We start from the raw sequence: 15830 nt of genomic DNA, 5'->3' as shown, positions 1-15830 counted from the left end.
GTACTAATACTCAGTACTAATACTCAGTACTAAAATTAAGTACTAAAATTAAGTACTAAAATTAAGTACTAAAATTAAGTACTAAAATTAAGTACTATAGCTCAGTGACATGTTCGCCAAAATACCACACCTTTCGAAAAGGGCCTTTATTATCTTTGGCTAAGGCTTTGACATTGTTAACTAATACATCATCGGTAAGTAAGGTTCTGCCGACATTATAAATCAGTAAATCAATGGGCTCTGATACCGAGTAGCGTTTATTGATCTTCTTTTTATAGGTTTCAGAGGTGTAATCTTTAATGTCAGTGTCGCTAGGGTAATTAGTTGTACTGCTTGATGTGGCAGTGCTTTTGTCTGTGCTTTTTTCTGCGCTTAAGTCATTGCAATTAATGCTTTTAGGGTGCGAGATGGCTTTGGCCACATCTTCAGAGCAAGCCTCAGTTAATTCAAAGTAAATAACCTTGCCATCGGTCATGCATTTTAAATCAGGCTTTCCTTCTTCAGGGGACTGTTTTTCAACCGATTGAAAATTTAGCCCTGCAGCTGCTGCAAAGCGAACAAAAATGCTTTTTTCGATCTTACCTTTTTCATATTCAGAGCCCATAGGGTGTACTCAGCTTAAATTCAAATAACCTAATAAGTATAGCTGGCGAATTTAAGCTGCAAAGTTAACCTTACTTAGCGTCATGACCCTTATTAGTGCGATGATTTACAGAGCAAGTTAACTATCTTCTTTATAAGATGGTTTTGCTTGAGCAATAAAAGCCGCGGCCGCAGCGGTTAAGGGTAAATTTTTACGCCAAATAAAGGCTAACTCCCAAGCGACCTGTTCAGCTAAGGGAATAAAAATTAATTTTTTTGAGGTAACTCGCTTACAAATCGGTGCCGGTAAGATGGCAAAAGCCATTTTGGCCTTGGCCATTGCCGCCATAAATTCCCACTGCCCAGTTTGAGACACCACATTGAGCTTGAAACCGGCATCTTGGCAACTTTGACTGATCACTTTACCGATAGAGAATTGGTCGTTGTATTGCACAAAAGGCAGTCCGGTGAGATCTTGCCAATGAATACAGCTGTGATTTGCCAGTTCATGCTCAACATGCACGCATACATTGAGTGGGTAACTTTGCAGCTGTAAGATATTAAATTCGTCAGTGTTACTGCATGGCAAAGCGGTTACGCCAATATCTAAACTGTCATTGAGTAGGGCTTTTTCGACCGCAACGCCGCCAACCTCCAACACATTGACATCAATGCCGGGATAAGTGCGAGTAAAAGATGCCAGCATATTAATAAACATCCCGCCAGTCATAGGGCTTAAACCTAAGCGCAGACGACCAATTCTTAAACCGGTTAATGCATTCATATCTTCATACATTCGATTCCACTGACCAACGATTTGCTGAGCGCTTTTAGCCAGCAATAAACCCGCTTCAGTGACTTCCACTTTTTGGTTGTTACGGATCAACAATGTCTGATCAAGGGTTTGTTCCATTTTTTTAATGGTTTTACTCAAGGTCGGCTGCGTCATATAAAGTTGCTCAGCGGCGAGGGTAAAGTGACCAACCTCAATCACAGTTAAAAAACATTGTAAGTTTTTAATTGATATGTTCATGCCAATATGGAATCCAGTAAGTAATTTTTTGTCATTTTACTTATTTATAGCCTAAGAATATAGTCTATTCCATAGAAACCAGTTAACCGTTTAAATTGAAGGAATATGACATGACAGCATTCAAAAATTTATTTGCTAGTGCACTTTTTCTTGCTGCACTTCCTGAAGTAGCTGAAGCTGAAGCTAAAGAAATGCCAGCAGACGCTAAAGAAGCGTAATCAATTTGAGTTGTTAGCCTCCCCACTAATGGCTTACAAATTGATTGAAGATATTGATTCATTACATTTACTGCCCGCATAAGTTGTGTAAAATCAATAGTTTGCCAGATAGTGAAATATGAATGGCATTTATATTAAATATCATCACGTTTCACAAACAAAAAGTCCGTTGGCTAACCACCAACGGACTTTTTGTTTTTGGATTATTTATGATGATGTGAACTACCACCCCTTGTTAACGTTCATGTTCGGCTGTGACTTTCTTGACGGCAACAATGGTTTGAAATCCACCGTTTTCACTTGGTTCTTGTAATAGCCACAAAAAAGAGGCTTGGCAGCCTCTTTTAAATCACGTCTTTAATCTATGAACAGATTAAAGACCAAGATATGAGATTGAGTTAACCTTTAGTGATTAAGATTAAGCGCTTAGCACTCAACAATATTTACTGCTAAACCACCTTTGGCGGTTTCTTTGTATTTGCTGCGCATATCTTTACCGGTATCCATCATAGTTTTGATGACTTTGTCTAGGGTGACTTTATGGTTGCCATCGCCGCGCAATGCCATACGTGAAGCGTTGATGGCTTTTACTGCGCCCATGGCATTACGTTCAATACAAGGCACTTGTACTAAGCCGCCAACAGGGTCGCAAGTTAAACCTAAGTTATGTTCCATACCAATTTCAGCTGCATTCTCCACATGTTCGACAGTGCCGCCCATTATTTCAGTGAGTGCACCTGCTGCCATTGAGCAAGCCACGCCCACTTCACCCTGACAGCCTACTTCAGCTCCCGAGATAGAGGCGTTCTTCTTATACAAAATACCAATAGCGGCCGCGGTTAATAAGAAGCGGCAACAGACTTCCTCATCAACTTCTTGAACGAAGGTGTGGTAGTAGCATAATACTGCCGGAATAATGCCAGCAGCGCCATTGGTTGGTGCAGTGACGACCCGATCGCCAGCGGCGTTTTGCTCATTGACAGATAATGCGAATAAATCAACCCAGTCCATGGCGGTTAATGGGTCATTGTTATTACGGCCTTCTGCTTGCAAGCGGCGATATAAAGCTGGCGCGCGGCGACGTAGCTTTAATCCACCAGGCAGCATGCCTTCTTTTTGGTAACCACGTTCAATACAGGTTTTCATGGTTTGCCAGATATTCCACAAGCCTTGTTTAACGTCCTCTTCGCTGGCAATACTTAGCTCATTTGACATCATGAGTGAAGAAATACTTAAACCATTTTCACAACACAAATCCAGTAACTGCGCGGCAGAATTAAAATCATAAGGGGCGGATTTTATCGGGGTCGCAGGCGAGGCATCACGCTGGGTAATTTCATCTTCATCTAGAATAAATCCGCCGCCGACTGAGTAATATGTGCGCTCATAAATGCATTCACCTTTGCTAAACGCATATAGGGTCATGGCGTTGGCATGGGCAGGCAGGCTTTTACGGCGATGATAGGTAATACCGTTGTCTCGAGTGAACTTGACTAGGCGGCCATCGGCAATTTTAAGGGTTTGTTCGGCTGAAACTTTTTCCAGTATGGCATCAATCGCATCGGTATCTACGGTATCAGGATCTTCACCCATTAAGCCCAAAATGACCGCTTTACCAGTTCCATGGCCTTTACCTGTTTGGCCTAAAGAGCCAAACAGTTGCGATTGTAGTTCGTCAGTTTGTGCCAGCAAGCCTTGATCGCTTAAGTGCTGCATAAATAATTTACCCGCTTTCATCGGGCCAACAGTATGGGAGCTTGAAGGCCCAATACCGATTTTGAACATATCAAATACACTAATCATTGTTATTAACCTTTAATCAGTTTTTATTATTTTAGTCGTTTAAATTTTTTGGCGTTTTATTCTAGCGCTCGCAGTGAGTAAAAATTGTGCGGCAATGTTAGTTATCTCCCTGTAACGGGTCATTTTATTGGGAATTTCCTTAGGGAAATTAAAATTTAGCGGCATAATGGCGTTAATTTGGCAGACTAAGTTTGCAATTAACTGCGATTATACCAAGCAATATAGCCTAAGTAGCTGGTATTTTTATCTAGAGCAATGGCGCCATTTAACTGCAGTATCCCATACTTTTTACGAGATACTTCATTAGATTTTCTTATGCATAGTGGTTCAGATTAGGTGAGTTTATTGCAGCGTCAGTTATCAAGGTGTTGTTTTTAAATTTATCAACAATGACAGTGGTAATTAACATTTAACAGGATATTTTAGGAGTAAGCGTGAGTTATCTAATGATGGATTTGGCTGGCGTTACGGTCAGCGAAGAAGAAGCCGAGCTATTAAGCCACGATAAAGTGGGCGGCATTATATTATTTACACGCAATTTTTCTAATAAAGCACAATTACAGGCTTTGATTAAATCTGTTCGACATATTCGCCGTGATTTATTGATTGCGGTTGATCATGAAGGTGGCAGGGTACAACGCTTTCGTGAAGAGTTTACTCTGCTACCAGCCATGGGGGATATTTTGCCTGCCGCCAAGGGCGATATGGCGCTTGCGAAACGTTGGAGCCAAGAGTTAGGCTTTTTAATGGCGATTGAGCTTTTAGCTTGTGATATCGACTTAAGCTTTGCGCCAGTATTAGATGTTAATGGTATCAGTGATGTTATTGGCACTCGCAGCTTTAGCGCCGAACCTGAGCAAGTGACCAGTTTAGCTCACAGCTTTATTCAAGGCATGACTCAAGCGGGTATGGCGACAGTGGGTAAACACTTTCCCGGTCACGGCAGTGTAAAAGCAGATACCCATGTGGCGATGGCTGTAGATACGCGCACTAAAGAGACTATTTTTAATCATGATATGCAGCCTTTTAAGCAGTTAATAGGCCAGCAGCAGCTAAATGGCGTTATGCCTGCCCATGTGGTTTATTCGCAAGTAGATCCAAATCCGGCAGGTTTTTCAAACTATTGGCTGCAACAGGTGCTGCGTAAAGAGCTTAAATTTGACGGGGTGATTTTCTCAGATGATTTAGGCATGAAAGGCGCAAGTTTTGCTGGCGATTATATTGGCAGAGCCCAAGCAGCATTATCAGCAGGTTGTAATATGATTTTGGTTTGTAATGATCCTGAAGGGGTTAAAACCTTATTAACCGAGTTTACTTGGCCTGAGCAATTGTCTGAATTTAAATCTGCACTCGCATTAAGAGCGAATGCTAAGCAGGTGATTAATGCCCTTGAACAGTCTGAGCGCTGGCAACATGCGCAGCAATTGGCAAAGCAAATATTAGCGGCAAAAAAATAATAGAAATTGAGCCTTAGATGATTTTTGAGCGGTTAAGTTTGGCTTGCTGTTAAACGACAGAGTTTGTTTGCAGTTGCACGATAAATTATGGCTGGTTAATTAACGGCCAGTCACACGTGAGACAATAGTAAAACCGCAGCGCCTATGTTACATATTGATACAGTGAGTTTGGCATGCGACCCAAGCTCACTGTCGTATTATTTTAAAAACTTTATTTCTAGGGCTTTTTTAAGTTTTACTAGAGACTTGTGATAACAGCTAATCCTATGATTAGCTGTTTTTTTTCTAGAGGTTTATAGTGGTTTGAGTTAAAAGCTTTTCAGCGTCCGCTCTTCAGTTGCGACTGCGTTTTCAACCATGGATTCAGGGCCGCTTTCTGCCTCAGTATCAACAATAGCATCAACAATAGCATCAAGATTGGTATCAGTAACCGCGGTATTTACCTCAGTGTCATCAAGCAATAACGCCACAGGACGAGTTTCCGTCGGTTGTTCCATTTTACGGATTTGCATCACAATGCCGAGCCTTGGATGATCAAAATAATGGATTTCACCACTTCTCACGCGGCGGTTTTGCACCATAGGAATCGATTGTAAAAATGGACTCATTACCTTGTCTATATCAGCTTGCTCAGTGTATTGAAAGTATTCACTGGACGCTGTTTGCTTTTGGATCGGCTGGCGCAGTGCTAAGTTGGTTTCAATAAACAAATAATGACTTAGGTAAATATTAATATTACCGTCTAATTCCCACACTGGAGTGGTTTGAGGCTCTGGCGCTAAACTGGCAAAACTTGAATTAAAATCAAAGCCTGAAAATTCATCCTCTACTTGCTCAGAAATAGCATTGCCAGAATATTCAAAGTCTTCAGAGTAATCTTTACCTGCAAAAATACGTATCGGTTTGGCACGATTACGAGATTGCATATCTTGTTGCCAAGTCAGGTGAAGTAAACTGCGCACGTTTGACTCGCGGCGCACCGCTTGGATGATTTCACCAAATTCACTTTGAGACTCAGCCAGTAATACAGGACCATCACCTAAATAGGCTTGCTGCTCACTCGCAGCAGCAATAGAAAATGGCACTTGGCTTGGAAAGGCGGTTTTGTTGGCGCTCACTAACGGGTCTTGGCAGTCGATTTCGCTGCTACTCCAGTCAGTTGAGGTGCAGCCGTTTAAACCTAGCGCAACCCCGGTAATATCGTTACTGATCATTGGGGTGATCAAATCGATATTCTTTCGGTTTGGCGCCGCTGCATTATCGTCTTGCCACTTTTCGACACTGTTGGTTTGTCTTTCAAACACATATACTTCAACCTCAAACCATGTTTTAGCTTGGGCTTGCATTGGTGTCGATAGTGCCGATATAGCGGCAATAGAAAAAGCAATGTTACGCAGCACTATTTAGTTTCTCCAGTACGATGTTTATCAAGTTGCTCGAGCAAGGTCTTAATTAAGTCTAGTCGTTGCTTGCTGGTTTCAGCAGGCAAGGTGAACTTTAACTTATTTGGGCCTTCCATTCGATAAATTTGTGGCTGACTTTGTAATAAGCCAATGATAAACATTGGGTCAATTTTATGGTCGTCACTAAATTCAATGCTGCCACCTTTGGCATGCATTTCAATCTTTGTTGCACCTAAAGCTGTTGCCTGATGCTTATATAAGGTTAATTCCATTAAGTTTTTAGTCGGTTCTGGCAACATGCCAAAACGGTCAATAAACTCAACTTTTAACTCATCAAGCATGCGTTCAGTTTCGCAGTTAGCAATGCGTTTATAAAGCGATAAGCGCATATTAACATCAGAAACATAATCATCAGGCAGTAGCGCTGGAATGCGTAATTCAACTTCACACTGGGATTTAAGCATATAATCTAGTGAAGGCTCTTTACCTTCTTTTAATGCTTTTACTGCTGATTCAAGCATTTCCATGTACAAGCTAAAACCAATTTTAGAAATATGACCGCTTTGTTCATCGCCCAGTAATTCACCGGCGCCGCGAATTTCTAAATCTTGAGTGGCGAGCATAAAGCCTGCACCTAAGTCTTCTAAGGCATCAATGGCGGTTAATCGCTTACGGGCATCTGCGCTCATTAATTTAGGGTGCGGCGTCATCAAATAAGCATATGCTTGGTGATGTGAACGGCCCACACGACCACGTAATTGATGCAATTGTGCTAAACCAAACTTATCCGCTCTGTCGATAATAATGGTGTTAGCACTGGGAACATCAATTCCGGTTTCAATAATGGTGGTACACACCAGCACATTAAAACGTTGGTGATAAAATTCTGACATGACTTTTTCAAGTTCACGTTCGCGCATTTGGCCGTGGGCGGTAACCACTCGAGCTTCAGGCAGTAATTGGCGAATGTTTTCAGCGCATTTTTCAATGGTTTCGACATTATTGTGTAAGAAATAAACTTGCCCACCACGCAAAATTTCACGCAAAATAGCTTCTCTTACCGTGGCTATATCGTACTCACGTACAAAGGTTTTTACTGCTAAGCGCTTAGCCGGTGGGGTGGCAATAATGGATAAATCACGCATACCCGACATGGCCATATTTAGGGTACGTGGAATCGGCGTGGCAGTAAGGGTTAAGATATCGACATTAGCCCGCAGGGCTTTTATCTTTTCTTTTTGGCGCACCCCAAAGCGGTGTTCTTCATCAATAACCAATAAGCCTAAGTTTTCAAAGTTTGCTTCAGCCTGCAGTAACTTATGGGTACCAATGACAATGTCGACTTTGCCATCTGATAATGACTGCAGCACTTGAGTTTGCTCTTTAGCTGAGCGAAACCGCGACATCACTTCAATTACCATTGGCCAATCGGCAAAACGATCTTTAAAGTTTTCATAGTGTTGCTGTGCAAGTAGGGTAGTTGGCACTAACACCACCACCTGTTTACCGGCATTGACCGCCACAAATGCTGCGCGCATCGCAACTTCGGTTTTACCAAAACCAACGTCACCACACACAAGGCGGTCCATGGCCATTGGGGTTTGCATATCGCTTAGTACGGCTTCAATTGCAGTTTCTTGATCGACGGTTTCTTCAAAGGGGAAACCTTGTGAAAATTGGGCATATTCTTCTGCATCAATTTTTAGCGCATCACCCGGGCGAGCTTGGCGTCTAGCGTAAACATCCAGTAATTCAGCCGCCACATCGCGGATTTTTTCAATGGCTTTTTTCTTGGCTTTTGACCAGGTTTCATTACCCAGTTTATTTAATGTCGGCTTTTCATCGGCGCCAATGCTGTAACGGCTAATAAGGTGCAGCGATGACACTGGGACATACAGCTTATCGCCTGCGGTATATTCAAGTTGCAGGTACTCGGCCACTAAGCCGCCCGTATCTAAGGTGACAAGCCCCTGATAAAGCGCAACACCATGCTCTAAATGCACAATAGGCTCGCCGACTTTAAGCTCTGCTAAGTTTTTTACCAGTACATCTGAGCTAACTTGTTTTTGCTTTTCACGGCGACGACGCTGAGAAATTCGTTGGCCAAATAACTCTGTTTCACAAATTACGCTGATATCACCTTTAGGGGTATCAAGTAACATGCAACCTTGTGATAACGGCGAGACGATTAAACCTATGTTGTCTTTAGCGGTTATAAAGGCATTTAAATGGCTAAATAACTTAGGTTTGATGTCAATTTTGCCAAGCAATTCAATTAAGGCTTCACGTCGCCCTTCAGATTCAGCGCTGAATAATAATTGTCCTTTAGTCTGACCTTGGGCCTTGGTGTACGCTTGCAGGTTAATTAACGGCTGTTTGAGCTTATGGTTGGCATTAACATCAGGCAGCCTGGCTACATTTGCCTGCTTGGCTTTTACAATAAGCTCAAGCTCGCCCTCGGCATTTTTGTTAGGCGTGCTAATTTGCGAGCGGGTGTATTTTTTAAAGGCTGCAAATAACTCATCGGTGAGTATGTATAGCTCTTGGGGCGCCAGTAACGGTCTTAACGGGTCAACGCGGCGATCTTCATAGCGAGTTTTAATTTCAGTTAAATGATGCTCACTGGCTTGTTCAATATCCCCAAGGGTGATCAGTTGAGTATCCTGAGGAATATAGTCAAATAAAGTGGCGCACTCTTCAAAAAATAGCGGTAAATAGTTTTCAATACCCGCGGGCATTAAATTACGGCTCACTTGCTGATAAACCGATTCCGCTTCTTTTGAAATCACTTCAAAGCGGCGACGGTAACGTTGTCTAAAGCCTTCAATACCCGCTGTATCGGTAGGGAACTCTTTTGCGGGCAACATGCGTATTGAATCAATTTCTTCTTTTGAGCGCTGAGAGTCCACATCAAAATAGCGGATGGTTTCTACTTCATCGTCAAATAATTCAATGCGCAAAGGCTGGGAAGATCCCGTAGGGAAAATATCTAAAATCGAGCCACGGATCGCAAACTCACCATGCTCATAAACTTGATCAACCAAGTAGTAGCCGGTGTCGGTTAGGTGCTGCCTAACCTGCTGTAAGCCGTAAATGTCACCTTTTTTAAGTAGCATGACATTGGAGGTTAAAAACGATTTTGGCGGTAACTTCACCATCAAGGTGTTCACCGGTACGATTATCACATTGTGATGTGACTGGCTCATTTTTGCCAAGGTTTCTAAGCGCTGTGAAATCAAGTCTTGATGGGGCGAGAAGCTGTCGTAAGGCAGGGTTTCTCTATCTGGGAATAAACACACATTGATGTCAGATTCTGCCAGAAGGTAACCCAGTTCAACCTCAAGCTGTAATGCGCTTGGGGTGTCATTGGTAACAACCAGACTAGTACCCGAATGCTGGGAAATTAGGCTAGAAAGCGTAATAGCTTGTGAGACGCCCCCCAGTGTTGTTAAGGTTTGAAACTGTTGGCCTTTTTTTACACTTGGCGGTGTTAGAACGCTAAAATTCTTCATTGAATATCTAACTAACTTCTTTTATAAAAGTGATAAATTTAGCCCGCAGATTGTGATCATCAAAACCAATCAGGCTTGGCTAAATTTGTATTGGCGATAGTTGATTAGCACCAGATTATGATAGCTATTATAAGCAAGCTTAAAACAATATGCAGGCAATATGTGTTATTTGGCTGCTTGTTGGCGAATTTGTTTGCGCTGCTGAAGCATTTTTTGCTGCACTGTTAAGCTGGCTTTAACCAGTTGCTCTACATCGGCATCTAAAATCTGACTAAAATCTAAGCTGACGGCATATTGTGGCTGATTTCTTTTATTATTTTGCTCTGCGTCATCATCAAAGTTAATGAGCTTGCATTGGCTCACCTGACAAAGACACAAAATGGCCACTAACTCGCTACTGATATAAATCGAGGTTTTAAAATACTCACCAATGGTCAGTGGCTTAGGGGTAATTAAACTGATGCCGCTACCACCAAAATGGCTGCCTTGGAATTTTTCACCGGTTTGGACTTCTTTTTCTAGCACATGATGCAGCACTAAATCTACTTTACGTGATTGCAGTTTAAGAAAGTCGACCACAGCTTTAGCATCGTTATCAATACTTCTTAATTGCAGTAAACAGCTTGCTTCTAACTCTTTGACTTCTGATAGTAATTTAAGCCCAACCGATTGCATCGAGCGTAAGTCTTGTTCAGACGGAATGCCTTGAGAACCTGACCAGTTTTCAAGATAAACAGCAAAGTCATGGGGCACGGTAAAATATGCATTGGATTCAGTTAACAAGGTTTGTCTCTTTATTTATCAGGCTAATACCCCTATTATCATGCCCATCTTAATGATTTAGCAAGTTTTAGCCTTTGTGTTAAATTAAACTGCTGTTTTTTATTCCAATAAACACCAAGGATGCACTTTTCTTTATGAACTTTCGTTTTTCATTATTCATGGGCTACCGCTATTGGCGGACGCGTAAAGCCAATGCTTTTGCATCTTTCATTACTTTTTTTGCGGTATCGGGCATTTTTTTAGGGGTAGCCGCGCTGATCATTGTCAGCTCAGTGATGAACGGTCTAGAAGGTCAGCTTAAACAGCGAATTTTAGGCGCAGTGCCACAACTAACCCTCATTAATGATGCAGGCTTTAGTGATTGGCAAACCCAAGCTAAGTCGTTAACAACATTGCCGCAAGTACAAGGGCTCGCACCCACGGTGACCACTCAAGCTATGGTGCAATCAAGTAAAAATATCAGCGCTGTACAAGTGTATGGTGTGTTCCCTGAGTATGAGCAAAACCTTTCAGCCATCGTTGCCAATACCTATTCCAGCGCTTTTGAGCAGCTCACTCCAGGTAGTTACAACGTGGTGCTAGGCAGCGAGCTTGCCAGAAAATTATCCATCAATGTTGGTGACAAAATCCGCATTTTAAGTGGCGATGGGGTGGTGTACTCACCATTAGGCCCCGTGCCAAGCCAGCGTAAATTTACCGTGGCAGGTTTATTTGAAATGGGCTCGCAAGTGGATGGAGTATTAGCCTATGTGCATTATCAAGATGCAAGACGGTTAATGCGTGTAAGCCCCAGTGAAATTAATGAATTACGGGTTTACTTAACCGATCCCTTCATCGCCCCTGAAATGGGCGTTACATTGACAGATAAATTAGCTCAGCAAGGCATAGCTATTGAAACCCGCGATTGGCGCGATGATTTTGGCCATTTATTTGCTGCGGTAAAAATGGAAAAAAATATGATGTCATTGATGCTCAGTTTAATCGTTGCCGTGGCGGCGTTTAATATTGTGTCGGCATTAGTGATGATGGTAATAGATAAAACCACCGATGTAGCAGTGCTAAAAACCCAAGGCTTAACGACGCAATCGGTGATGAACATCTTTATTGTTCAGGGCTCACTGAATGCCATTATTGGTTTGGCATTAGGCACCTTAGCTGGGGTCACAATTACTTTAAATTTAAATAGTATGCTTAATGTCTTGGGTATATCAGTACTTGGAGTAGGGCAAAATTTACCGGTGATCATAGCAAGTCAACAAATTATGGTCATTGTTGTTGGCACTCTTATCATGACATTACTTGCCACCATTTATCCCGCATTAACGGCTGCGCGAGTGCAACCTGCAACAGCCTTGAGATATGAATAATGAATAAACAACCAGTAGTATTAGAAGTTAACAAGGTCACTAAGCAATTTCATGACGGTGAAACCACCACCAAGGTGCTTTCGAGCGTTGATTTAACGGTTTATCAAGGTGAGCAATTGGCCATTGTCGGCACCTCTGGCTCAGGTAAAAGTACCTTACTGCATATTATGGGCACCTTAGATATCCCAACATCTGGCACCGTGAAGCTAGATGGTGAAGACCTTTATCAGCTAAGCGCAGCTAGACAAGCTGAAGTCAGAAATAAAGACTTAGGCTTTATTTATCAATTCCATCACCTATTACCTGAGTTTTCTGCGCTTGAAAATGTCGCCATGCCAGCGTTTATTCAAGGTCGAGATAAAAAGCAATCGTTAGCTGAAGCTACAGCCTTATTAGAGAGAGTTGGACTAGGGCATCGTTTAGAGCATATTCCTGCGCAGCTTTCAGGCGGCGAGCGCCAACGTGTCGCCATTGCACGGGCGCTGATTAATAAACCCAAGTTAGTATTGGCCGATGAGCCAACCGGTAACTTAGATGCCAGCAGCGGCGATAGTGTGTACGAACTGATTCGTGAGCTTGCTCAGCAACTGGGCACAGCCTTTGTAGTGGTAACCCATGATTATAAATTAGCAGCGAAAATGGATCGTCAATTAACCATGAAAGACGGCGTTTTACAGCAAGTAGCGGAAGAGAAATAATGAAGTCATTACTGCCACTGGTTATCGGTTGGCGTTTTTATCGCGCAAGACAATCTAACGGCTTTATTGGCTTTATTTCATTTGCCTCCACCGCAGGTATTGCGCTGGGTGTGGCAGTGTTAATTTTAGTGTTATCAGCCATGAATGGCTTTGAACGTGAATTAGAGCAGAGGTTATTAGGCGTTGTTGCACATGGTGAACTGCTGAGCGTTAACGAGCCATTACATGACTGGCAAGGCATTGCAGAAACGGCTAAAAGCATGCCAGAAATTGTTGCTACCGCGCCGTTTATTAAAATGCAGGGCTTGGTACAAAAGCCGGGCGGCTTTCAAGGGCTAGAGCTTAATGGTATTGAGCCAGAACTTGAAAAAGAGGTTTCAACCATTGATGAATTTATGCCAGCACAGGCGTGGGCCTCTTTAAGTACTCACTCCAACAACATTGTCGTTGGTCGCAGCTTATTAGACAAACTTGGTTTAAAGATCGGTGACACCTTATCAATGTACACCCCAGATATGGGGCAAACCAATAAGTTAACTGCGGCGAAAAGTCATCGCTTTGTGGTTGCTGGTGTGTATGACTTGGGTGGAGAAATAGAATCAACTCAAGCCTATGTGTCTTTGCCGTATCTTGCTGAAGTACTGAAACTGCCTGTGGGCTCAGTGACAGGCCTGCGCATTACGGTTAATAAAGTTTTCAGTGCGCCGCGCATTACTCGCGATTTGGGTTATGCACAAAATCAGTATTTGCATTTAAATAACTGGACTCGTTCACAAGGGCATTTATATCAAGATATTCAGCTGGTTAGAATGGTGATGTATTTGGTACTTGCACTGGTGATTGCCGTGGCTTGTTTTAATATTGTTTCTACTTTGGTGATGGCAGTGCGAGATAAAAGCGCCGAAATCGCTATTTTGATGACAATGGGATTAAAGCGTGCCCAAGTGATGGCGATATTTATTATGCAAGGTGCACTCAATGGTGCTTTAGGTTGCACTATTGGCGCTGCTATAGGCGTGACATTGGCACTTAATCTGAGTGCGTTTGCCAATGCTGTTGAGCAATTTTTTGGGATTAAATTACTAGAATCTGATATTTACTTTATCGACTTCTTGCCGTCACAGCTACAGCAACAAGATGTGTTAGTGGTTGTTGGTATGGGCTTTGTGATGAGTTTACTGGCGACTATTTATCCGGCCTATAAAGCAACCAAAATAGCGCCAGCAACGGCATTAGCAGGGCGATGAATTGACTAGGTGTTAGGTCTTGAATCACTGCCTTGAAAAGCAGAGATAAAAACGCGCTCTAGCGCGTTTTTTATTGGTTAAAATTTATTTTCAATTGCGTAACTAGGCGCTTACAACAAGCACTGACAATTGGCTATGAGAATAGGCTATGAGAATAGGCTATGACAATCGCTATTGATAACATCAATTAAAACAGCGTTCCAAACTCAGTCTAAACACATCAGTTAAACAAGCTTTTAAAGTAATGCCAAATCCCTAACGAGGTATCAGGAAACAAGTCGATACCTAAGGCAGACTTTAATAAATACAGAGCTAACAAACCAAATAACATGCTGAAAAGTATAAAACCGGTGACAGTGGTAATCATCATCACTAGCGATATTCGTTTTTCGCGGCGAGTATAGGCGCGTTTGTTTTTACCTAATAATAAGACGTAATAAAAACGCCATTTAATAAAAGGAAACTTAAAGGTGCCACGGCTATCAAGAAAGTGACCCCCCCAAGTCGATGGACCCAAGGCTTGCTTAATCGCATTGAGCTGCGCATCAGTGAAACTATCGGCAATATCTGACGGCGAACGCTTAAGCATTTTTGCAATGAGAGGATCTTGCCTAATAGACTCAGGCGAAGCCGCTGTCACTTTAGGTTGAACTTCATTGTTAATGTCAGTTTTAGCGGTTTTTTTAGCTACATCCGTATTGCTTTGTGGCATATATTTTCCATAATTATCAAACAAAATAGCAGTCATTGTATTTTGGTATCAGCCAGTTATTAGCGTAAGGTCGGCTTTATTATGACTAAGCTAAACCTGATTTTAATCTAGCATAGAATAAACCCTAGAATACGCCCCAAAAATTTATTTTTACCACGAGGAGTTTGAATGGACGAGGTAAAGCAGGTTATTAACTTTTGGTTTACTGAAATTGAGCCTGCCCAATGGTTTAAAAAAGATGTTAGCTTTGATGAATTAATTCGCACACGCTTTGGTAAGTTACATACTCAAGCCATAGCGGGGGAATTATGGTTATGGCGTCAGCATCTGCAAGGGCGCTTAGCTGAAATTATCATATTGGATCAGTTCTCCCGCAATATTTACCGTGATGATGCTCGAGCATTTAGCGCTGATCCCATGGCATTAGCCTTAGCCCAAGAGGCCATTTTACAGGGGCTTGATCAACAATTAACCGCAATCGAGCGAACTTTTTTGTATATGCCCTATATGCACAGTGAGTCGTTAAAAGTGCATCAACAAGGGTTAGCGCTATTTAAAAGTAATGGGCTTGAATCTAATTATCAATTTGAATTAAAACACTTAAAAATTATTGAACGTTTTGGCCGTTACCCCCATCGAAATGAGTTGCTTGGTCGAACATCAACCATAGAAGAATTAGCTTTTTTAGCACAGCCTGGTTCGTCTTTTTAGTTTTATGGTGTATCGACGAGTGCGAAGGTTTGTTTAAAAGACTTTAGTCACGCAGCACAAACCATAAAATTTTTTTAATAATTCTTTAGAGGATTTTCTTTTCATTATTTGTACTACCTAATCTAAATTTTAAGTTTTTGGGAATCATATTTGCCCCTAATTAGTTGAACAAGTGTGCTGGTTGAAGATACAGGGCGGATTATTCGAGAAGATAAACGCGGCGTCATTAGCGCGAGTAGTCAGGATATCCTCAATAGGCTGAACATTCCCGCAGAGAATTGGCTTAAAATCACCACTGAGTTTG

The 15830-nt window shown here is 42.1% G+C and carries 12 protein-coding genes and 1 pseudogene; 6 read left to right on the top strand and 7 right to left on the bottom strand.

Annotated features, from left to right (window positions below; all coding sequences use genetic code 11):
- Positions 1-94: 94 nt before the first annotated feature.
- From BCU94_RS17815 to BCU94_RS17805, 3 genes are all read right to left on the bottom strand, one after another.
- Positions 95-604, bottom strand: coding sequence for a hypothetical protein (locus tag BCU94_RS17815; protein WP_102436849.1), 510 nt, complete (start codon positions 602-604; stop codon positions 95-97).
- 117 nt (positions 605-721) lie between these two features.
- On the bottom strand, positions 722-1615 hold the full coding sequence (locus BCU94_RS17810; RefSeq protein WP_102436851.1) for a LysR family transcriptional regulator: 894 nt from the start codon (positions 1613-1615) through the stop codon (positions 722-724).
- Positions 1616-2259: 644 nt separating this feature from the next.
- The gene (locus BCU94_RS17805; protein WP_102477137.1) at positions 2260-3636 is read right to left on the bottom strand and encodes an L-serine ammonia-lyase; all 1377 of its coding nucleotides are present in this window, start codon (positions 3634-3636) and stop codon (positions 2260-2262) included.
- A gap of 434 nt (positions 3637-4070) precedes the next feature.
- Here BCU94_RS17805 and nagZ point away from each other — a divergent pair, with 434 nt between their 5' ends.
- Positions 4071-5093: a beta-N-acetylhexosaminidase gene (nagZ, locus tag BCU94_RS17800; protein ID WP_102436857.1), complete on the top strand. Its 1023-nt coding sequence runs from the start codon at positions 4071-4073 to the stop codon at positions 5091-5093.
- 308 nt (positions 5094-5401) lie between these two features.
- On the opposite strand, the gene BCU94_RS17795 is transcribed toward nagZ, so the two are convergent.
- The 3 genes from BCU94_RS17795 to BCU94_RS17785 all read right to left on the bottom strand — a co-directional run bounded on the left by BCU94_RS17795 (position 5402) and on the right by BCU94_RS17785 (position 10791).
- Positions 5402-6493, bottom strand: coding sequence for a peptidoglycan binding protein CsiV (locus BCU94_RS17795; protein WP_102477136.1), 1092 nt, complete (start codon positions 6491-6493; stop codon positions 5402-5404).
- On the bottom strand, positions 6493-10008 hold the full coding sequence (gene mfd, locus BCU94_RS17790) for a transcription-repair coupling factor (RefSeq protein WP_102436860.1): 3516 nt from the start codon (positions 10006-10008) through the stop codon (positions 6493-6495). The genes BCU94_RS17795 and mfd overlap by 1 nt, the downstream gene beginning before the upstream one ends.
- 165 nt (positions 10009-10173) lie before the next feature.
- On the bottom strand, positions 10174-10791 hold the full coding sequence (locus BCU94_RS17785) for a hypothetical protein (RefSeq protein ID WP_102477135.1): 618 nt from the start codon (positions 10789-10791) through the stop codon (positions 10174-10176).
- A 134-nt stretch (positions 10792-10925) separates the two neighbouring features.
- On the opposite strand from BCU94_RS17785, the gene BCU94_RS17780 reads away from it, so the two are divergent.
- From BCU94_RS17780 to lolE, 3 genes are read left to right on the top strand one after another with little or no spacing between them, the layout of a single operon-like run.
- Entirely contained in the window at positions 10926-12158 is a 1233-nt protein-coding gene (locus tag BCU94_RS17780; RefSeq protein ID WP_102477134.1) for a lipoprotein-releasing ABC transporter permease subunit, read from the top strand.
- Positions 12158-12856, top strand: coding sequence for a lipoprotein-releasing ABC transporter ATP-binding protein LolD (gene lolD, locus BCU94_RS17775; protein ID WP_102436866.1), 699 nt, complete (start codon positions 12158-12160; stop codon positions 12854-12856). Before BCU94_RS17780 ends, lolD begins: the two co-directional genes overlap by 1 nt.
- On the top strand, positions 12856-14103 hold the full coding sequence (gene lolE, locus BCU94_RS17770) for a lipoprotein-releasing ABC transporter permease subunit LolE (protein ID WP_102477133.1): 1248 nt from the start codon (positions 12856-12858) through the stop codon (positions 14101-14103). Before lolD ends, lolE begins: the two co-directional genes overlap by 1 nt.
- 220 nt (positions 14104-14323) lie before the next feature.
- On the opposite strand, the gene BCU94_RS17765 is transcribed toward lolE, so the two are convergent.
- Positions 14324-14815: a hypothetical protein gene (locus tag BCU94_RS17765; RefSeq protein WP_241905026.1), complete on the bottom strand. Its 492-nt coding sequence runs from the start codon at positions 14813-14815 to the stop codon at positions 14324-14326.
- 168 nt (positions 14816-14983) lie between these two features.
- Here BCU94_RS17765 and BCU94_RS17760 point away from each other — a divergent pair, with 168 nt between their 5' ends.
- Positions 14984-15526, top strand: coding sequence for a DUF924 family protein (locus BCU94_RS17760; RefSeq protein ID WP_076537417.1), 543 nt, complete (start codon positions 14984-14986; stop codon positions 15524-15526).
- Positions 15527-15703: 177 nt separating this feature from the next.
- Positions 15704-15830, top strand: a pseudogene (locus BCU94_RS19845) (transposase); the annotation flags it as partial.

It is taken from the genome of Shewanella sp. 10N.286.52.C2, from assembly GCF_002874545.1.
Lineage (GTDB): Bacteria > Pseudomonadota > Gammaproteobacteria > Enterobacterales > Shewanellaceae > Shewanella.
The sequence above is the reverse complement of the archived record's forward strand: the minus strand, read 5'-3'. Positions and strand labels throughout refer to the sequence as shown.